Origin of the sequence: Acinetobacter sp. RUH 2624 (genome assembly GCF_000162375.2) — a bacterium.
Classification (GTDB): Bacteria; Pseudomonadota; Gammaproteobacteria; order Pseudomonadales; family Moraxellaceae; genus Acinetobacter; species Acinetobacter nosocomialis.
Map to the genome: position 1 here is coordinate 1180824 of NZ_KI391939.1, position 21515 is coordinate 1202338.

The 21515-nt window shown below is 40.0% G+C and carries 18 protein-coding genes; 4 read left to right on the plus strand and 14 right to left on the minus strand.

The annotated features are described in order from the left end of the window. Window positions 1-38: 38 nt before the first annotated feature. The 6 genes from HMPREF0014_RS12215 to HMPREF0014_RS12240 form a co-directional block, all read right to left on the minus strand. A complete protein-coding gene (locus tag HMPREF0014_RS12215) occupies window positions 39-1070 on the minus strand; it encodes a hypothetical protein (protein ID WP_020992232.1) in 1032 nt (343 codons plus the stop codon). 1171 nt (window positions 1071-2241) lie between these two features. Beyond that, complete coding sequence (locus tag HMPREF0014_RS12220) at window positions 2242-3636, minus strand: methylenetetrahydrofolate reductase C-terminal domain-containing protein (protein ID WP_004887155.1); 1395 nt, start codon at window positions 3634-3636, stop codon at window positions 2242-2244. 72 nt (window positions 3637-3708) lie between these two features. After that, window positions 3709-4476: an NUDIX hydrolase gene (locus tag HMPREF0014_RS12225; RefSeq protein WP_004887153.1), complete on the minus strand. Its 768-nt coding sequence runs from the start codon at window positions 4474-4476 to the stop codon at window positions 3709-3711. A 60-nt stretch (window positions 4477-4536) separates the two neighbouring features. Continuing rightward, complete coding sequence (locus HMPREF0014_RS12230) at window positions 4537-6030, minus strand: nicotinate phosphoribosyltransferase (protein ID WP_004887151.1); 1494 nt, start codon at window positions 6028-6030, stop codon at window positions 4537-4539. 11 nt (window positions 6031-6041) lie between these two features. Beyond that, entirely contained in the window at window positions 6042-6926 is an 885-nt protein-coding gene (locus tag HMPREF0014_RS12235) for a phosphoribosyltransferase family protein (protein WP_006581565.1), read from the minus strand. Between the two features lie 181 nt (window positions 6927-7107). Continuing rightward, on the minus strand, window positions 7108-7917 hold the full coding sequence (locus tag HMPREF0014_RS12240) for a sulfite exporter TauE/SafE family protein (protein WP_020992233.1): 810 nt from the start codon (window positions 7915-7917) through the stop codon (window positions 7108-7110). A 98-nt stretch (window positions 7918-8015) separates the two neighbouring features. Here HMPREF0014_RS12240 and HMPREF0014_RS12245 point away from each other — a divergent pair, with 98 nt between their 5' ends. Next, a complete protein-coding gene (locus HMPREF0014_RS12245; protein ID WP_006581567.1) occupies window positions 8016-8804 on the plus strand; it encodes a helix-turn-helix transcriptional regulator in 789 nt (262 codons plus the stop codon). Here HMPREF0014_RS12245 and HMPREF0014_RS12250 read toward each other — a convergent pair. From HMPREF0014_RS12250 to HMPREF0014_RS12285, 8 genes are all read right to left on the minus strand, one after another. After that, window positions 8799-9290, minus strand: coding sequence for a GNAT family N-acetyltransferase (locus HMPREF0014_RS12250; protein WP_004887143.1), 492 nt, complete (start codon window positions 9288-9290; stop codon window positions 8799-8801). The genes HMPREF0014_RS12245 and HMPREF0014_RS12250 overlap by 6 nt on opposite strands. Beyond that, on the minus strand, window positions 9287-10051 hold the full coding sequence (locus HMPREF0014_RS12255) for an ABC transporter ATP-binding protein (protein WP_004887141.1): 765 nt from the start codon (window positions 10049-10051) through the stop codon (window positions 9287-9289). Before HMPREF0014_RS12255 ends, HMPREF0014_RS12250 begins: the two co-directional genes overlap by 4 nt. Beyond that, window positions 10048-11058, minus strand: coding sequence for an iron ABC transporter permease (locus tag HMPREF0014_RS12260; RefSeq protein WP_006581568.1), 1011 nt, complete (start codon window positions 11056-11058; stop codon window positions 10048-10050). The genes HMPREF0014_RS12255 and HMPREF0014_RS12260 overlap by 4 nt, the downstream gene beginning before the upstream one ends. 2 nt (window positions 11059-11060) lie before the next feature. Then, the gene (locus tag HMPREF0014_RS12265; RefSeq protein WP_004887137.1) at window positions 11061-12080 is read right to left on the minus strand and encodes an ABC transporter substrate-binding protein; all 1020 of its coding nucleotides are present in this window, start codon (window positions 12078-12080) and stop codon (window positions 11061-11063) included. Between the two features lie 262 nt (window positions 12081-12342). Further along, window positions 12343-13215: an NAD(P)-dependent oxidoreductase gene (locus HMPREF0014_RS12270; protein WP_004887136.1), complete on the minus strand. Its 873-nt coding sequence runs from the start codon at window positions 13213-13215 to the stop codon at window positions 12343-12345. Beyond that, a complete protein-coding gene (locus HMPREF0014_RS12275) occupies window positions 13215-14591 on the minus strand; it encodes an MFS transporter (RefSeq protein WP_004887133.1) in 1377 nt (458 codons plus the stop codon). The genes HMPREF0014_RS12270 and HMPREF0014_RS12275 overlap by 1 nt, the downstream gene beginning before the upstream one ends. Window positions 14592-14624: 33 nt before the next feature. Next, complete coding sequence (gene denD / locus HMPREF0014_RS12280; protein ID WP_006581571.1) at window positions 14625-15596, minus strand: D-erythronate dehydrogenase; 972 nt, start codon at window positions 15594-15596, stop codon at window positions 14625-14627. A gap of 210 nt (window positions 15597-15806) precedes the next feature. Further along, a complete protein-coding gene (locus tag HMPREF0014_RS12285; protein ID WP_000774594.1) occupies window positions 15807-16742 on the minus strand; it encodes a LysR family transcriptional regulator in 936 nt (311 codons plus the stop codon). 111 nt (window positions 16743-16853) lie between these two features. Here HMPREF0014_RS12285 and HMPREF0014_RS12290 point away from each other — a divergent pair, with 111 nt between their 5' ends. From HMPREF0014_RS12290 to HMPREF0014_RS12300, 3 genes are all read left to right on the plus strand, one after another. After that, window positions 16854-18029 (plus strand): fumarylacetoacetate hydrolase family protein, encoded by a 1176-nt coding sequence (locus tag HMPREF0014_RS12290; protein WP_006581572.1) that lies wholly within the window; start codon window positions 16854-16856, stop codon window positions 18027-18029. 87 nt (window positions 18030-18116) lie between these two features. Next, window positions 18117-19904, plus strand: coding sequence for an IlvD/Edd family dehydratase (locus HMPREF0014_RS12295; protein ID WP_006581573.1), 1788 nt, complete (start codon window positions 18117-18119; stop codon window positions 19902-19904). A gap of 16 nt (window positions 19905-19920) precedes the next feature. Next, window positions 19921-21498, plus strand: coding sequence for an aldehyde dehydrogenase (NADP(+)) (locus tag HMPREF0014_RS12300; protein ID WP_004887125.1), 1578 nt, complete (start codon window positions 19921-19923; stop codon window positions 21496-21498). Window positions 21499-21515 lie beyond the last annotated feature (17 nt).

A 21515-nucleotide genomic window follows, 5' to 3' on the forward strand; every position in this document is an offset into this window, starting at 1 on the left:
TAAGCCCTGAAGCCTTTGAGAAGAAATATTTTAAGAATTTAGAGGGATTTGTTGTCCACGATACTGTCTAGGATCACTGAAATATATCTAGCTTCAGAATTCATAGATTGCGATGTACCATTAACACGATCAATAACTACTTGGTTTCCTCCGTTTTCTTCAAACCAAGAATTCATTATAATAATCGGAGAAAATAAAGTACTTGGGATATCAAAGTCCATAAATAACCCAAAGCCTTTATTGAATTGAAATGTACAGTGATTAAATAACCACTGTCCCGTTCCATGGGTTTTATCATAATAAGCTGCACCCGCAATAGCATTCTCACTAAAATTACAGCTATAGTACATATCACAACCCGAATGCATGATTGCAAGTGAGTTAGGGATAGCTACTTGGTTACTTGATGCATAAACACCGTATTTGCAGTTTTCAAAATTACAATTGTAGTATTTATTACCGATGTTTCCATTTACTTTTCGAATACCGTGCATAAAACCACTAAACCACACGTTATTCATAACCACTCGGCCAACACCATAATAATCATTAACTGCAGGTAGCACACCATAACTGAAACCAACTCCTGTGAAATTCGATGATTTTAAAGCTAGATTAGATACAGAATCGTTAGACCAACTTAAAGAAGATATATTGATGTTAGTTAAAATAGGCTTATTAATGTCGTAAGGTTTTAATATAGACTCTTTCCCAGAACCAGTGATATTGAATGATTTTTTAAGATTCACATTGCATAGGAACACACCTCTAGGTACATATAGATCAGTAACTGCATCTACAGCTTTTTGGAATGCATCTGTATCATTATTAGTGTTATCTCCAATTGCCCCAAACATAAAGACATTAGGTACACAATCAAACTCCCGTACCCAGCCATTAATTGTTAATCCATAATCATTTATGGCTTTTTTTCCAGATGCATAAATAAACTTACCACCACCTTTGTTTAATCCTTGATAATAAGACTTCACATATACGGTCTGTCCTTCTTCTGGACTTTGAATAGCCGTTAGTTCTGCAATACTTTCTACTGTTGTAACTGTACTCATAACCTTATCCACATATAAAATTTTAGAGCGCAAAAAACCAATACAAATATATGTTTTATTTTGATAAATTGATTATTTACTTATTATTAATATATGTTTTAAATAATTCAAAAGCAATGCAACTTACAGCACAAGCGACATTAATTGTCGCATATACAAATTAACCTCATAAAATTAATTAAAAATAAAAAGCCCATCTATTATTGATGAGCTTTAATACCTGTAAATCGCTTAGACTTCAACTACTATAATGCAAAAATAATATTACTCTATACAGGATCAAGTTTTGTATACAATTTATCACGTTTTTAATTGGTTAAAATTCATTAGATTTAAGAATTGATTATGTCGTTCCCAAGCTGTCTTGTATTGTTTTTGCCACCCTTACTATTTAAATGGCTTATGCCCTTAGAAGATGCCAATTCCAGCAAAGCCCCGTAAACTGTTACTTTCTCGCCATTTTTATAAACTAGAATAGTAGTATCTTCCAATTGCTCTATCAAATAATCACTATATTCAACTTAACGTTTCAACTGATCCTTTGAAGTGTTAATAATTTCATAGTTAAAGTTGGCTGCAATTTCTATTAACTGATAAATATTACCTTTTCCCCATTGGTTGGAAACAACATATATATCTCCATTACTCATCTGTAAATGATGTTCCTTCTCAATAAAATAGCGGTCATATCTTTGTTCATCCAGTTGGTTAATTTTAACCAGCAATCTATCCAGATTCGGATATTCATTAAACTCTGCTCTAAGATCTTCGATATTCTTATTATCGATTTCATCAAACCGGCATTTAATAATTTCCAGAGCCAGGTAACGTTTATTCAGAGTTTTACCATTGAAGATGAAGCTTGAGTAATCCCTTGCATTCGTAAGCTTGGCTTCTCGTCTTTCTTCTGATTTTTTCTGTGCCTTAATCTGATAATCCTTTGCTTCCGGTAAAGGGATGATTTGTTGAATATCAACCAGAATCTGAGAATTGTGAGTATATAATCTATATTTAAAGGGGCTTTTATTCCGGAATTAATCTATCCGCCACCTACAGTATTAGCTTTTAAAAAATTTCTATGAAAATTATAAATCAGCTCTCATATTTATTAAGTTTATTCAAAAAAATTAAAAATTTGAATTATCGCCGTCCTTAAGGGTTAATACAAAACTTAAGCCTCAGCCCCTAAATACCAATTTTTCCAAGAACTGGTTCCTCTCGTTTCAAGTGGTACCGTTGGAATCAGTTTTTCTTTTAGCACTTCGGTTTGCTTAACAGCTTTAGCAAGTCTTGCTTTAACGGAATGAATACATTCACGGTCACCAAATTCGCAGCGGTCTAAAGTTGTACCGCCACAAGGCCCGTTGGCTAAACCTTTTGGACATGTTTCAGGGCAAATATATAAGGTGTCACTTAAACGGCACTGACCACAGCTTTCACAGCCCACTAGGCTATGTTTACTCAGCACTTCTGTTTTAAGTAAGAGTTTAGCGATCAAAGCGTTTTCCCAAAAAAATGCTTTGAAAATAAAACGTCCAAATCCTTTGGCAATTTTTGATCCAAACATTGCTTCATGCATAACATGTAGCTGACGATATTTAATTAATTGTTTAGATGTTGGCTGACGTGAAAAACGAGCAATTTCAGGCGAAAACTCTTTACCTGTAGTGACTTGCCAAAGTGAATTCCAAAGCTCTTCTAAAACGTTAAGCTCCAGATGTCTGTATTGCTCAATGTAGCTTTCAAGCAACATTTGTTCTTCTGGCTTATGGCACGCAGATAAGTGGATTCCTGCAAACCCTAAATGTTTACATATTAAAATTTGTAAAGCGCAGCGCAAATAAACTCGGTCTGTATGCCCTGCCTGTTTTTCATCTGCCAAGACTTTTAGCATGTGTGGAGTAATTACAATACCTGCAACTTTATGCTTTACCATGAAGTTGGCACGACCTAAAGTCAGTGGCATGACACAAGCCAGTATTTGCTGTGAATAATTGTTCTTGGTTAAAAATGATTTGGCTTTCTTTAAGGCTTCAATGTCATAGCCCAATTGGGTAATGATAAAGTCAGCGCCTGCTTTAATTTTCTTATGTAGTTTTAAATACTGTGCATCACGCTCAGCTTCAACATATTTAAATGGGTTAAAAGCCACCCCAATACGAAACCCGCCATGTTGCTTGGCAGCCATTACGGCGTTTACTGACTCTAAGTAACGACTACGAGGCTGTCCATCTCGACCATTATGGTGTTCTTTAAGTTTATCGCCTGTAAGCAATAACAAGTTTTGAATATTGGCTGCTTGAGCTTGTTCTAAAAATTGTTCAAAGTCTTGTATGTCTCGGGCCTTACCTGAAAAGTGTAAAACTTTCTCTATTGAGTCAGGGTAGCTTTTGCTGGCTTCAAGCGGCGCAATATCATGATCTGAATGTACGCGATCAGCCAATGTTATTGCAGCCGGATATCCTGCAAACTCAAGTCTTACAGGATAAATTTCATGTAGTGAAGTGAGGTACTCCACCAACACAAAAAACTGGTTTTGCTGGAAGCAGGGAGAAACGTGTGACATAGGCAAAGCGCTTATCAAAACATGACATCAATCATAAGCGCGGCATTATAAATCAAAGCGCATCAAGATGCTCTAGTCAGAAAGCTCATTGTTTTGCTTATCTTCACCCTCTTTATTTCGAGGTAATTCGAGTGAGCGAGGAAATATAAAATCGAAAGAATCAAGTGCATAGCGGTAAAGCTGAGCTGGTCGTTTGCCTACAATTTTACTGTGGTTGGTTTCTTCAACTGCGCCTGCTTCTATCATACGGCGTCTAAATGCTTTTTTATCTAAGGATTGCCCAAGAATAATTTCATAAATAGTCTGTAGCTCGGTCAGTGTAAATAACTCGGGCATGAGACTCGCTGGCAAAGCGGTATAGCGGGTTTTATTGGTTAAACGCTCTAAAGCTAATCTGAGCAATTCATTATGATCAAACGCCAATGCTAAATCTTGTGCTTTTGCTACAGGCACCCATTCGCTGTACTCAGCTAAGGCTTGATGTTGATAAGCATTAAAATCAATTAAAGCAAAATACAAAATCGTCACTGCCCAACCACGCGGGTCACGTTTGGCATTGCCCACAGAGGCAACTTGTTCCAAGTAAGGTGAAGCAATCCCTGTTTTTTCGACCAGCTTACGATATGCGGTGGCCATCAAATCTTGATCGTGCTTTAAATCGGCAAAACCACCCGGTAAAGCCCATTGGTCTTTAGCTGGAAAGTTGGGCCGCTTAATGAGTAATACCCGTAACTGACCATTAAATACCGAGAAAATAGCCATATCTACAGTGAGTAAAGGTGCGTCATAATCTCGGCGATCATAACTGGCAAGGAATTCTTGTTCAGTTTGAATAGTCACGTTCAGTCTCTCAATGAAAATGATGAGCCGATACACATGCAACGGCTCATCTAAACTCAGTTATGCGATGGATAAACGCTCACGTATTTGATCCAAAGTACACTCATATTGAAGTTTACCATTTTCAAAGACAGTTTTTAGTGCTCCACCTTGTTCTTGTTCGGCTGTTTGCTCATCAAACAAGGTAAAACCATTTTCACTTTCTTCAATGCGTAACAGACCTTTCGCAGATTTTTTTACACCTGAGTCAGTAATTGGGTCTTTAAATAGTTCTCGGCCTACACCATTCACTTGTCCCCAAGTTGCTTTCACAGCAAACCCAAAGGTATCGCGAGTTAAGTAGTTATAGGTAAAACTGCCTATACCAAACACCAAGTTGTTTGAAGCGAAACCTTTGGCTTCAAGCCCTTCTAAAATACGCTGTGCACGGTCTAGGGTAATTGAGTCACCATAAATTAAACCAACACGTTCATTGAGTACTTTATAGCCTTGATCAGTTGTTGTACCGCCAAACACTTCCCATAAACATTCAACTGCGCCTTTATAAGCTGGGCTGCCACTTTCCGCGTCTGGATCACCACAAATAATTTTAACTGGGTCACCAGAGTCTGGACGGAAAACCAATTTAGCCAAACCTAAAGCATTGGGTTGTCGCGCCAGAATTTCAGATTTTAAAGCCACCGTAAATTCTGTAATGACTCGCCAAAAGTCCCAAGTATCAGACACAATACTGACAACACCCGACGGATAAAGCTCGCAAATTAAACGTTTAAATGTGTCTAGCTCACTGTTTTCTGTACCCATACACATCACACTGTGTTCGGTCGCTGGTACAGAAACCCCAATCACACCTGTGGCATTGTAATATTCTTCTGCGTAGTCAATTGAAGCAACCGAGTCTGTTCCAATAAAACTGGTTAAGTGCCCCACACCCGATTGTGCCGCATCATAAACTCCACTCATGCCACGGCTACTAAAATCGTGTCCTTGCACAGGTACAAAATCGAGTGGTGCGCCAGTTTTTACGGCATATTGCGTTAATAAACGTTTGTACTCGTAGGCAATCGTTGCTGTAGTGCAGCTTTTCCAAAGTTCAGCACTTAATACAGTTTCAATATAGTTGGTTAGCCAAAAGAAACGCGGGTCTGTATTAATGACGGTAAGCACAGGTACACGCATATTGACGCGGCTACCTTCCGGCAAAGCTTTAATCCGTAAAGGTAAATAGCCCAAGTCATGTAATGCTTCAATGTGATCGACTGGTACAGCACCTTCACCTAGTGAACTATCCATACGGCGTTTATAAGCAGCCACGACTTTGTCTTTAGGTTGTTTGAAAAAGCCTTCATTCCATGTATCCATTAAAAAGTGTTTAATAAAACCTTGAAGCCCAAAGAACACAACTTTATCGTCAAAGTCAGGCAACATTTTTGCGAGTCGAGATGACCGTGGCGTAAAGTTTGCGTAAACGTACTCTGTACCTGCCGGATACTGACGTCTGTGATCAGCTTTATAAAAATCGATAGCGTTTAATGGATTAAGTTTAATAGTCATCTTTATTCTCTTTATTTTGCTGCAAAAGCAATTACTGAAATTTTGTCTGATGGTTGTTGAGGAAAGCTGTCTGAGGTAAACAGTTGGTCAAGCAATCCATCAAAAACCTCTATTCCTTTACTGAAAATACCGTGGGTCACGTATAGAACGACCTTATGGCAATTGAGACGACGCAGTTCTTTGGCAATACCAATAAAGGTTGCACCGCCGTCGCAAATGTCATCGGTAATGACCGCTGTTAGGCCTGATAAATCAGTTGTATGTACATGTGTACCCAAAATTTTGCCAGTCACTGGATCACGTTTTTTATCGCACTGAACAATATTGATTGGTTGTTTGCGCTCAGAATTAAAAGCATCTGCAACCATTTGTGTACGTGCTTTTGCGCCTTTGTCTGGGCAAATCAGTACTGTTTTTTCATCTTTTAATAATGTACTTAGCGCTTCACTCTTTTCGATGATGTCGACTGAACTCACATTTACAACTTCACTAAAAGACGTATTGGCAGCAAGTAAGGCTGTAGTGACTTCACTATGGCAGTCCCAAACAGTCACTTTGCCTTGTTTGCCTGCTTTTTTATCTGCATTAATGTTGAGTAACTTAGTCATCACATCAAGCGAGAACGCTTGGCCTACTGCACAAATACGGTCCTGACGTGCATATGGAAAATACGGAACTTCTAGGTCAATGGTTAAACCTTGAGTCAGCAATATATTTTCAAGTAGTAAATAGTCCATCACATCGTGACTTGAGGTCATTTGCGCGCGGACCAATACCTTGCCAGATAGTGAACCTAAGGTTGTCTCATCAATTTGAACATGACGCTCGCCACCAGAAAACTGCGTAAATTTCACTGGAATTTCATTTCTTGCCGCATCTAAAAGCTGGATAGCCATATCATCCTCTTTTTGTCTGATGACCTTCGATGAATATATAGTGGCATAAAGCCACTATATATTTCAAGTCTATTTTTCAAACTTTTTTCAAAGCCCTTTAAAACATAAAATTTGCAGTTTTAGAGCATTTAGAGATTTGTTATTTAAGAAAATTTATTCTTCAAACATTTGAAATAAAAAATTAATTTACGAAAAGCATGACGAGTAGAACTATTATTAAAAGTAGCGGATATAACTTTGCCCGCCATAAATCAGGTAGTTTTGAAATAAATTTTTCTGAAAAATATAGTCCGATCCATGTTCCAGCAACCAAGAATAAAGCAGCTTCAAACCAGATTAGTCCGATAAATCCACTAGGTGCCCATGTAGATTGCCAAATTGACAATACACAGTAAGTAAACGTTGCAGTTAAAGACAGAGGCAGTGTGAGAATATTTGCAATAGCCGCGGCCTCTGCCATAGAACTACCCCGCCGCCGCAACATCGGAACTGTCATTACGCTGCCACCCACACCTAAAAGTGCCGCAACCCAACCAATTATTCCGCCTTTAATCAGTTCACTGTTTTGACCATGGTCTTGCTTTTGTTTTGATGCAACCATAAAGCCTGGTCGGTAATAACAATCTAGAATGGTTATGAATACATAACCCATAAATATCCAGCGAAGCCAATTTCCATTAAACAATGAGGCCATTACTGCACCCACAATTCCCCCAAATGCGATACCACCCCATAAAAAATTGATCTTTTGCCAATCTATGTGTCCAGACCGATAGTGTCGAAAGGTTGCAAAACTTGCCGAACACAGCATGACAAAAGCGGACGTAGCAACGGCGATTTGCATGGCATGTATGCCGACACTACTTTCACTGCTCCACTTTTGAATAATGACTGCATAAAGCAAAGGCACAGCAACAAATCCGCCACCAAAACCAAATAACCAAGTGGTAACGCCTGAAAGCAATCCAAATAAAAATAGCTCATATAGCATCGTTATCTTCCTCACGTTTATAGAGGCATGATATAAAATAGCTTTATGGCAAACTAACGTATAAAAGCCATATTTTTATTTATTTCAGACAAAAATATATGCGTAATATTTCAGTTAACGATGTAGACCATCTACAGCAAGCGGTTCTAGCGTTAGGATCGGACTATCCTGCTGATACCTTGTTAGATACGCATAGCCATCGCCGTGCACAGTTCTTATATGCACCCGAAGGCCTCATGAAAGTTGAAACTGAAGATGGACAATGGCTCGTGTTACCGTACAGCGGTGTATGGATACCGGCAGGCAAACCACATCAGGTATGGTTATCTAAAGTCAGTACTTATAGTTTGTATATAGAAGTGAGTAATGCCCCAAGACAAGCAAACTATTGCGAGGTTATACAAGTCTCGCCTTTGTTACATCAACTGCTCATTCAAGCAAATCAATTATCTATTGATTACTCGCACTCAGGCCGTGACGGTGCTCTTATCGATTTATTGTTATATGAGTTAGAAGCTGCACCAGCCCTACCTCTATTTATTCCATTGCCTCACAACACATTATTATCTAAACAGTGTGCTGAGTTTATGGAGCAACCCGATATTCATAGCAGCCCTAAAGATTGGGCACATGACCACAATAAAAGTGAACGAACTTTTCATCGTTGGTTTAAGTCTGAAACTGGCTTGTCCTTTCAAGCTTGGCGTAATCGAGTCTGCATTATTTATGCTTTAAATGCCTTAAAAGAGAATATCTCAATTACAGAAATTGCTTTTAATTTAGGCTATGAACATTCGGCAGCTTTTACCGCAATGTTCAGTAAAATTATGGGTTATCCGCCTACCCATTTTCAAAAAAGATTTCATGCACATAATAAATCGCTATAAAGATTTACTCATGTGTATAGTGTCATAGGTATCGATCCATTCGCGTTGAATAACCTCAAAGCCTTGGAGCCGCCAAAACTCTTCAGCCGCAGGTAAAAATGGATGGGTATGCAAATACAAAGTTGTAATTGCTCTGTTTTTTGCATGACTAAACAACATGTTGCATAGCTGAGTCGCGATGCCCTTACGGCGGTATTCAGGCAATACAAACAACTTAACGACTTCTACCGTATTGGACGGTAAATTTAAATCAAAACGATGGTCATACGCCCGATATGCAATGGTACCAATAATACGGTTTTGGTCTTTTACCGTAATAAAGCAGCCCAATGGGTCTTTAACATAGGACTGCTCAAAATTCTGTAAATCTTTAGGAATTTGCCCATGATAGATTTCTGGGAATAACAACTGTCTTGTATAAAGTGCAAACTCCACCGCAGGCTCATAATCTGTTTTGCCAACCACCTGATAATTCAACATATTCATAGCCAAGAATGATCAGGAATCACAATGGTTTTGTCTTGAATCATGGCTTCATGAAACTCAACATCGTAGACACTTTTTAAAAACTTCGGATCGGTGATTCGAGTTTTTGACTCAGGCTTAACCACCTCATGTTGGCGCATAAAAAATAGATGATCTGCAAATAAAAAGGCCAAATTGGGATCATGCATAATTGCAATCACCGTAAAATTTTGCCGCGACAACTGACGCAACTTTTTCATTAAATAAGACTGGTAATAAACATCGAGATGATTGGTTGGCTCATCGAGCAAAATAACTTTTGGAGCTTGCACTAAAATACGGGCAATCATAACCAATTGCCGTTCACCACCCGATAACTCGGTATAAGGACGGTCACGTAAATGCTCAATATCTAAATCAAGCAAAGCTTGGTTTACACGTTCCCAGTCTGATTTTGAAGGTCTATATCTGCTAAAAGCAGCACGCCCTGTAATCACCACATCTTTAACCAAAAATGGAAATACGGTTTTATGAAACTGCGGTAAAAAGCCAAGTAACGCAGCCCGATCTTTTCCTTTAAAGTCCGATAATGGTTTTCCAGAGTAACGAATCAAGCCATCTTTTACGGGTTCTAGACCCGCCATCAATTTAAAAAGTGTCGATTTACCACAGCCATTACGCCCTAAAATCACTGAAAACTGATTTTCGGGAAACTCCAGATGAATATTTTTAAGAACCTGTTTGTGCCCATAGGCATAATTTAACTGATCAATTTGAATCATGCCCAATGAGTCCTCTGTGTTTTCATTAATAATAAGAAAAATGGCGCACCAAGTAACATGGTAAAAATACCAATTGGTATTTCAAACGTCAGTAAAACCCGAGAAAAGTTATCAATCAACAGTAGAAAACTGCCGCCCAGCACCATATTGGCAGGAATACTGTAGCGGTGATCTGGTCCAACCAACATTCTCACAATATGCGGCATAAATAGCCCATATAAACTAATAATGCCAGCAGCAGCCACAGACGTTGATGTACATACAGTTACTAGTACAATTAAAAGAAGCTGTTCCCATCTTGGATTAACACCAACCGCCTGCGCTTCTTCAGCACCGAGTGCCATTAAGTTTAAACGCCAACGCATCGCAAATAATCCGGCAAGGCCAATACAGATTGGTAGCACGGCGTATTGAACTTTTTGCCAAGACGCCTGATGTAAGTTGCCCATCGTCCATTGCACAATCGCTTGTAGTTTAAATGGATCACTTAAGTATTGAATAACGGTAAGTCCTGCCAAAAACAGCCCCGAAACAATCATGCCTGATAAAATTACCATGACTAAAGACGTCTGGCTTTCATGTTTCTGGTGCGCAAATAAATAGGTTAAGCCAACAGCGCATACACCAAAAATAAAGGCTGATAGATTTGGCGAAAGCCAACTTAATGAAAGCGCTAAAGCTGCACCGAACGCTGCACCAGATGAAATACCGAGTACATACGAATCGACTAAGGGATTACGAAACAATGCTTGCAAGCCATTACCCGCAGTTGCTAATGCGGCTCCCACCATAAAGGTCAGTAAAATTCTAGGCAATCTGACATTCACAATAATGTTCTGCATCAGCCTAAATTGTTCTGCATCAAAATATGGTGTACCAAAGACTGCTTGTACCCCCCACCGCAAATAATCCCATGCACTTAATGTTTGAGTTGGTCCAATGAGCAAAGAGATAAAAATCATGAGGAAAGGTAACGGGTAAAACCAATAATATTTCAGCTTTTCCATATTTATGACACCAACACTTTGGCAAGCTGCTCACCATACAACTTGGTTAAAATACGCTGTTGTAAAGCACTTACAGGTAAGTCGGACTGTTCAGGATAAATACTGTGATTTAGATAAATCGCCGTAATAATAATTTTGATGGTATGCGGGTTATATATAAATGCAGGACTCAAATTAAATACCTTTCGGTTTTGTACGGCACTTAAGTCTTGTAATTCTTTTCGTTCATAAATTAGTTTGGGATTGGTATTCCAAAGCACAATATTGTCAGGGTTCCATTCAATTAAAGTCTCAGGGTTTACGTTGGGCTGGTTAGCAGCAGTCTGAACAATGTTGTAAGCACCAGCCAGCTCAATAAAATCATTGGTAATCGACTCCCGTCCTGAAGTAGAAAAAATTCGCCCTCCTGACCATGCATAATAAATCGATTGTTTATTTGGCTGACGTGCAGTTTTGGCTGCGACCTCCGCCACAATTTCATCAGAGAAACTTAAGATTTCTTGAGCACGCTTTTGGGCACCACTAAGAAGGGCAATTTCAGATAGTTCTTCTTTCACCTGTTTATAGGTGCCTGACTCCATTACATATACAGCGATGCCAAATTGCCGTAACAGTTCAATCGTTTGGGTTTGCCCACTTCCCAAAATGACCAAATCTGGTTTTAGCAACACGAGACTTTCAATATTAGTTGCATTGGCTCCTTGTGAAGGTGCTGCAAGCTGCTTATTGGCAATGCGTTGATCTATTTTTGAATAGGCATTAAATAATAAAGGTTGAATATATACTTCGGCAGGTATACCAATCACTTTATGACCTTGCCCTAGCATATAGAGGCCATCTAAACCCGACTCAAACAGAGAAACGATTCTTTGCGCTGGTTTAGCTACACAGACTTTAGTATTTGTACTATCAAAAACACATATTGAATGGGAAGTTGAGTTTTCTTGAGTTTTTCTATTTTGCTCAGATGAAGAGCATCCGCATAGAATCAACAATGTGAGTATGGGAGCCAACAACCTCATGATGGCCCCAAATGCACAAACATAGTGCAAAATAAAAAGATGTGTTTATTTAGTGCATTTTTCATGTGAAAAAAACACCATAAGTGAGCAAGAGTGTTGGAATTATCATTAATACGTTAGCAAATTAAAAGTTGTGAAGAAGATAATTATGATTAAGCAATAAAAATGCCAGCACTACAAATGAGTTTGAATATGCAGCAGAACGAATCTGCTGCTTTTTTATAAAAAAATTAAAATTTACCAGTCTTAAGTAAAGCAATAATTACATATGATTCATGCGTTCTAATTCACGAATTAAGCCAGAATGATCAAGCTCACCGTCTCCGGCAGTAAGCATATTTTCGAATAATTGGCTGACTTTTTGGGCAATAGGTAAATTCAACTCAAGCGATTTAGCATAGCTAACGGCTGTATGAATGTCTTTATGCTGGTTTCGAGCTGTACCTCCCGGTTTAAAATCTCGATTTAACATGCGTTCGCCATGCTGTTGCAAAATCGGTGAATCAGCAAAACCACCTGTTAGTGCTTCTTTTAGTTTTATCGGGTCAGCTCCTGCTTTAGTGGCAAGCAATAAACCCTCACTCACGGTTGCAATGGTAGATGCGACTATCATTTGATTGACGAGTTTTGCCAACATTCCACAGCCAGCATCTCCAACTAAAATTGGTCGCCCCATGGCAGATAGAACATGTTCAGCATGTGAAAATATTTGAGCATCACCACCTACCATAATTGCCAGACTTGCATTTTGAGCACCTTTTTCACCGCCAGAAACAGGTGCATCTAAATATCCAAGTCCTCTTTCTTTACATTTTTCACTTTGTGTCTTTGCAACTTCAACAGGTATCGAACTCATTACTATGACCGTGCTTTCGGGTTTTAGCTGTGAGATTGCACCACATTCTTGAAATAGAATTTCATCACAGGTTTTTCCATCACTGAGTATACAAATCAGAAACTCTACATCTTTTCCAACTTGTTCAAGTTCACTACAAACATGTGCACCAGCTTCTTTTAAACTTTCTGCTTTAGATGAAGTTCGATTCCAAACCTTAACTTGATGACCAGCTTTTAATAAGTTCATGGCCATTGGCATTCCCATAATGCCCGTTCCAACAAAACCAATTCGAGCCATTATTTCATCTCCGTAGCAGTCCGCACTTTAAGTCGCTGTTGTTCTACTTTTAGGCTATCAGACTTTAACTTTGCCAAAAGCAGTAACCCCAAACCGCCCATGGCAACAAATCCGGCAATGGCAAGGAACGCTACTGTATAGGTGCCCGTGGTGGTATATAAGTAGCCTGTTAAATATGGACCAGTAAAACCACTTAAATTACCTACAGAGTTAATTAAGCCAATACCGGCTGCAGCGCCCACTCCTGTTAGAGTCTGCCCAGGGATAGTCCAGAAGATATTAATCGCACTAAATACACCGATTGCGAGCAGAATAAAGCCCACAATAATTGCCCACGGTTGATTCACAATCAAAGCAATCGCGATTGCGAAAGCCGCCATAAGTGCAGCACAAGCACCGTGTTTATAACGTTCTTGTTTACGGTCAGAACGGCGGCTCCATAAAACCATTCCAACCGCCGCAAATGCATATGGAATAGCAGTGAGTAAGCCATTTTGGATAAGGCTGATTTGCATACCGAAGGTATTACGGAACGACTCTAAAACACTTGGTAAGAAGAAGAACATCGCATTTGAACCAGACGTAATTCCAAAATAAACAATTGCCATAATCCACACTAAAGGATTTTTAAACACTTGTTTAATGAGTTCACCTTTTGTTAAAGCAGCATCGGCAGATTGCTGTTTTTCTCGTTCTTCACGCTCTAGCGTATTCATGAGCCATTGACGCTGCTCAGCTGTTAACCACTGTGCTTCTTTTGGGTTATTGGTTAAATATTTTAGGCAAACTAGTCCTAAAATAATGGAAGGAATCCCTTCTAAAACATACATCAAACGCCAGCCTTCATAGCCAATGGTATTGCCCCATTGCATAAGACCGACCGAAATTGGTGCTCCGATAATTTGAGCAATTGGTAACCCTAAATAGAAGGTCGCGAAGACACGGGCACGATATTTAGCAGGAAACCATAAGGTTAAATAAAAAATAACTCCCGGAAAGAAACCCGCTTCTGCAATACCCAGTAAAAACCGTAAAATAATAAATTGAGCCCCACTATGGATAAATCCCATAAGTCCGGCAATAATTCCCCAAGTAATCATGATTCGGGCAATCCAGATCCGTGCACCAAACCGATGAAGTAAAACATTACTCGGTACTTCTGCAATAAAGTAACCCAAGAAAAATACACCCGCACCTAAGCCAAAAATAGTTTGGGTAATTCCAATTGCATCATTCATATGTAGCGCAGCAAAACCAATATTGGTTCTATCTAGAAAGGCCATAATGAATAAAATAATAAGAAACGGGATAATTCGACTCGAAATACGCTTAATTGTCTGCTCTTCGAGAGCAGTGACATTTTTGATATCTTCCATAATAACTCTCACATGAATTGGCGATCACTGCCATTAATTTTGGGTATCTTCTATATGTGCCTGAATGATGCTTTCAAAATTCTCATCTGCTTGGAAACCTAAAGATTCGGCATATTCGGCTTTCACTTGAACCGGCCAACTTTGAACAATCCTTTGAATCGTTTTATCTTCCTGCCACTGCACTAAATCAGTTGCTTGTTTACCGGCAACTTTTTCAAGAGCCTCAAGCATTTGCTTAACGGTAACGGTCAATCCCGGTAAGGGAATAATTCGGTTATCTTGGAGTGCTTCTGAAGAAATTGACGCAGCCTTAATCATTGACTCAACACAGCGTCGTGGTGAAGTAATGAAAACTGGAGTATCTGGTGGGACTGGACAAATAGCCGTTTCACCTTTTAAAGGCTCGCGGATAATTGAACTAAAAAATGTAGATGCAGCTTTATTAGGCTTACCCGGACGAACCACAATTGTCGGTAATCTTAAAACACGGCCATCAATAAAGCCTTTACGCGAATAATCTGAAACGAGCAATTCTCCTACTGCTTTTTGCATACCGTAAGAGGACTTTGGTGTAACCACCGTATCATCTGTTACAACTTCTGGTAATTGACCACCAAATACAGCGCAGCCACTCGCAAAAATGACTCGAGGCATTGTTTGTTTTTTTCTTAATTCTTCTAATAAATTTAAAAGGCCATAAAGGTTTACATCCATTCCCAAGTCAAAATCAGCCTCTGCTGCCGAACTCACCACAGCAGCCAAGTGCCAAACAACATCAATATTTTCTGTGATGTTTGCGACTGTGGTTTTGTCGGTAATATCCCCTACAATCACCTCAATCTTAGGGTCTTGCGGTAAATCATCACCAGCAAATGCATCAAACAAAATAATTTTATCGATAGGCTTAGCTTGATTACCGTCTAAGGTTAGGCTTCCGGTTTTTAAAATCTCTTTGGCAATTTGCTTTCCAATAAAACCCGTGCCACCAGTAATTAACACATTCATACAGGGATCCTTTCCTAATTCTTATTCACTTAAAGATTTTTAATCATCATGAATTAAACGATAAGGAGTCCCTGTAATAATTTCCAATGAATAATTTCTAAATATTGATAACTTTTTAATATCAGTTTTATGATGAAACTTTGACTAAATTAAGTAAGCTTTCTTTTAATTTAAAAGCCCCAAGTCTTCTATGACTTGAGGCTGAGGACTTTACTTACGTTTTGCATTTTTAAGTAAAATATTGATAAATGCTGCGGCTATATCAGACACTGGTTCATCTTTACGTGTCAAAATTCCATAATCTTGGGCATCTAAAATCAGGTCTGTTTCTAAAATCTGTAGTTGTCCTTCTTTCACCTGATCAATCACCATTGCTTCTGGCAACATGCCCACCATAGGTGCACCTTTTAAGATCTGTAAAAAGGTTTGCATCGACATGGTATTTACCGTATTTAAAGGAATTTTGACTTTAGCTCGGGCGAATGCACCTTCCATACGCTCCCGAATGGGTGTGCCTTTAGGATAAAGTACCCACGGCCATTTTAATAATTCTTCTAATGTACAAAACTTTTTCTGGGCACATGGGTGCGCATTATTGACAACAATGCAGAAAGGTTCAGGGCCTAAAGGCTGGAAATCGAAAAACTGGCTTTGCGTAACATCGGTAAAACGGCCTATGGCTAAATCTAGAGTATGTTCACTCAACATTTCCATTAAATGGTCACTGGTCTGTTCAACAACATCGATAGAAAGTAGCGGCCATTGTTTCTTAATTTCGATAATTGAGTTTGGAATTACCACGGCGGTTGCTGCAAATATTCCCCCTACTTTTAAAAACCCATGTCCACCCAATCGTAAAATCTCGATGTCTTCAACAAAATGTTTTGCGTCATTCAAAACACGCTGTGCATAACGAATGACATGTTCACCCAATGCCGTTACGGGCATATTTCGGGGCAGACGCTCAAAAACCTGAAACCCAAGAAGGCCCTCAATTTCCTTTAGCATTTTACTTACAGCAGGTTGACTTAAATTCATCTGCTCGGCAGCCAAATGCATGTTATTGGTTCGAGCTAACGTCTCTAACAAAACCAAGTGCTTGAATTTAAGCCAGTTATTTAAACTTGAGTAAGTCAGATCTGCCATTTTTAAAATTCCTTTTCAATAACCACAGGTTATTAATAATTAAATTATTACGATTGGTGTTTATTAAATAAGAAACATATCATGATTTCAAATAAAAGAAGGATGCTTTAAATGAACTTTACGTTAAATTCCCAGAACTCATTACCAGACGACGCGACTCAAGGATGTTTAATTGGCCGTGCGTGGATTCCAAGTCAAATTTCGGGTCCATCCCCTATTATTTTAAGAGGCAATCAAGTTTTTGATATTTCGGAAAAATTTCATACTATTTCCGAGCTACTTGAAAGCGTTGATCCTTTAAAAGCTTTATCTGAAATTGAAGGAAGACAAGTTGGTTCAATTGATGAGTTATTTGCCAATACTGTCGCCGAGCCAGATACCAACAAGGCATACTTTTTAGCCCCAATTGATTTACAAGTAATTAAAGCGGCAGGTGTTACCTTTGCTGCAAGTATGTTAGAACGTGTGATTGAAGAACAAGCTGGTGGCGATGCACAAAAAGCTCAATCGATTCGTGAAGTTGTACAAGGCGTAATCGGTGATAGTTTAAAAACAATCGAACCCGGTTCTGAAAAAGCGCTACAACTCAAAGAATATTTAATCGAACAAAAAATGTGGTCTCAATATCTTGAGGTGGGTATTGGTACAGATGCCGAGATTTTTACTAAAGCCCCTGTTTTAGCAGCTGTAGGCACAGGACAAAATATTGGTATTCATCCAAAGTCTGAATGGAATAATCCAGAGCCGGAAGTCGTATTAGTTGCCAATAGCCAAGGTAAAATTTTAGGCGCGACTTTAGGTAACGATGTGAATTTACGGGACTTTGAAGGCCGTAGTGCCTTACTGTTGAGTAAAGCGAAAGATAACAATGCATCTTGTGCGATTGGCCCATTTATTCGCCTTTTTGACCATACTTTTACTTTAAATGATATTCGTGCTTGCGATGTTGAACTGCAAATTCAAGGCACCGATAACTTTGTGTTAAATGGGGTGAGTTCTATGTCGGAAATTAGCCGAGATCCTGAAGATTTAATTCAACAAACTCTTAATGAAAACCATCAATATCCAGACGGTTTTGTTTTGTTCTTGGGTACTTTATTTGCACCTACTCAAGATCGAGAACAAGCTGGGGCTGGCTTTACCCATAAAGTAGGAGATGTTGTCCGTATTCATTCACCTAAACTTGGTACTTTGTACAACACGGTTATGACCAGTGACAAAGCAACGCCGTGGAATTTTGGAATAAATGCTTTGATGCGTAATTTGAAGCAGCGTGAATTACTATAATTTTCACGTATTATCGATCGGTTGAATTGCAAGATTCATCTCGTAAATAAACTAAATTTCAAAAAGTATGAGTGAAAGGATCAAAAAATGAATGATCAAAATAAACGGATTTTTTTACGTAGCCAAGAATGGTTTGATGATCCTGAACATGCCGATATGACCGCTTTATATGTTGAGCGTTACATGAATTATGGCTTGACCCGTGCCGAGTTACAATCAGGTCGCCCAATTATTGGAATTGCACAAACCGGGAGTGATTTGACCCCATGTAACCGTCATCACAAAGAACTTGCTGAACGCGTTAAAGCGGGTATTCGAGACGCGGGTGGTATTCCAATGGAATTCCCCGTCCACCCGATTGCAGAACAAACCCGTCGTCCAACTGCTGCACTTGACCGCAACTTAGCCTATTTAGGTTTGGTTGAAATCTTGCATGGTTATCCGCTTGATGGTGTGGTGCTGACCACTGGTTGTGACAAAACTACTCCTGCATGTTTAATGGCAGCAGCCACAACAGATATACCTGCAATTGTGTTGTCTGGTGGGCCAATGCTAGATGGTCATTTTAAAGGTGAATTAATTGGCTCCGGCACTGTGCTTTGGCATGCGCGCAATTTACTCGCGACCGGTGAGATTGACTATGAAGGGTTCATGGAAATGACCACTTCTGCTTCACCTTCGGTCGGACATTGTAACACCATGGGTACAGCGCTTTCTATGAATGCTTTGGCAGAAGCGTTGGGTATGTCTTTACCAACATGTGCCAGTATTCCAGCGCCGTATCGCGAACGTGGTCAAATGGCCTATATGACTGGCAAAAGAATATGTGAAATGGTTTTAGAAGACTTACGTCCTTCTAAAATTATGACCAAACAATCTTTTGAAAATGCAATTGCTGTAGCCTCCGCTTTAGGCGCATCGAGTAACTGCCCTCCTCACCTCATTGCAATTGCCCGTCATATGGGGATTGAGCTGAGTTTAGAAGACTGGCAACGTGTTGGGGAAAATATTCCGCTTATTGTGAACTGTATGCCGGCGGGTAAATATTTGGGTGAAGGTTTCCACCGTGCGGGTGGTGTCCCTGCCGTTCTACACGAATTACAAAAAGCTGGTGTATTACATGAAGATTGTGCATCGGTTAGCGGTAAAACAATTGGGGAAATTGCCAAAAATGCAAAAACCTCAAATGCAGATGTCATTTTTCCTTATGAGCAACCTCTTAAACATGGTGCCGGTTTCATTGTGCTTAGTGGCAACTTCTTTGACAGTGCCATTATGAAAATGTCCGTGGTGGGCGAAGCATTTAAAAAAACCTATTTATCAGATCCAAACAATGAAAATAGCTTCGAAGCACGTGCAATTGTTTTTGAAGGTCCCGAAGACTATCACGCACGTATCAATGACCCTGCCTTAAACATTGATGAACATTGTATTTTGGTTATTCGTGGCGCAGGTACAGTGGGTTATCCGGGTAGTGCTGAAGTCGTCAATATGGCTCCTCCAGCGGAGTTGATAAAAAAAGGGATTGGCTCACTGCCTTGCTTAGGAGATGGCCGCCAAAGCGGAACATCTGCCAGCCCCTCTATTCTTAATATGTCACCCGAAGCGGCTGTAGGCGGTGGAATTGCCTTACTTAAAACCAATGACCGTTTACGTATTGATTTAAATAAACGTTCTGTCAACGTGCTCATTTCTGACGAAGAGTTAGAACAACGCCGCCGTGAATGGAAACCGACGGTCTCTGCCTCTCAAACACCTTGGCAAGAAATGTATCGCAACATGGTAGGTCAATTATCGACTGGCGGTTGTTTGGAACCCGCAACTTTATATATGCGAGTCGTAAACCAAGACAACCTTCCAAGACACTCTCATTAATTTCAGGATATTTGTTATGACCATTATCGGACACAACTTTATTGGCGGTTCACGTAGTGCACAAAGTACAAGCTTATTGAAAAGTGTAAATGCAACAACGGGCGAAACTTTGCCTTATGAGTTTCATCATGCAACCGAGCAAGAGGTTAATCAGGCCTGTGAAGCAGCCAGTCAAGCGTTTAAGACTTACCGTCATACGTCTCTTGAACAGCGTGCTGTTTTTTTAGAAAACATTGCCGATGAACTTGATGCATTGGGTACAGATTTTCTTGAAATTGTCTCACAGGAAACCGCTTTGCCACTTGCACGTCTACAAGGTGAACGTGCCCGTACCAGTGGGCAAATGCGTTTATTTGCCAAAGTGCTGCGCCGTGGCGACTTTTTAGGTGCCCGTATTGATACTGCTTTACCAGAGCGTCAGCCTTTACCTCGACCAGATCTACGCCAGATTAAAATCGGTGTTGGCCCTGTGGCAGTATTTGGGGCAAGTAACTTTCCTTTAGCATTCTCAACTGCGGGTGGTGATACTGCTTCGGCACTGGCAGCGGGTTGCTCTGTAGTGGTGAAAGCCCATAGTGGACATATGGCCACAGCAGACTTTGTAGCGCAGGCAATTGAACGTGCTGTAGAAAAATCGAATATGCCTAAAGGTGTGTTTAACATGATCTATGGTAATGGCGTAGGTGAACCACTGGTTAAGCATCCTTTAATTCAGGCTGTAGGTTTTACGGGTTCATTGCGAGGTGGTCGCGCTTTATGTGACATGGCTGCAGCCCGTCCACAACCGATTCCGGTGTTTGCTGAAATGAGCAGCATTAACCCGATGTTGATGTTGCCAGAAGCCTTAAAAAACCGTGGTGAAAAAATTGCACAGGACTTGGCAGATTCAGTGGTTTTAGGCTGTGGCCAGTTCTGTACCAATCCGGGTTTAATCTTGGGTATTAAATCGGTCGAATTTAGCCAGCTCATTAGCAAACTAACCGACATTATGGGTGCTAAACCTGCACAAACTATGCTCAATGCCGGAACCTTAAAAAGTTATACCGCTGGTCTTGAGCACTTAACCCAGCATCAAGGCATTAAGCATTTGGCAGGTCAGGCTCAACAAGGCAATCAGGCGCAGCCGCAACTGTTTAAAGCGGATGTTGAGCTTTTACTGGCGGGTGACCAGCTTTTACAGGAAGAAATCTTTGGGCCAACCACAGTCATCATTGAAGTTGAAGATAGAGCCCAACTCATTCAGGCGCTACAAAGCATGAATGGTCAGCTGACTGCGACTTTAATTGCCGATGAAGCTGACTTAACCGAGTTTGCAGATGTAGTGCCAGTTTTAGAGGAAAAAGCCGGTCGATTACTTATAAATGGCTACCCAACGGGTGTTGAGGTCTGTGATGCGATGGTACACGGCGGGCCATATCCAGCCACTTCAGATGCACGAGGCACTTCAGTTGGAACCTTGGCCATTGACCGTTACTTAAGACCTGTGTGTTACCAGAACTATCCGCAAAGTTTATTGCCAGAAGCCTTAAAAGACAGCAACCCATTGCAGATTTTAAGACTGGTGAATGGTGAGATGACTAGAGAAGCGATCTAAAAAATAAAAAGAGACCA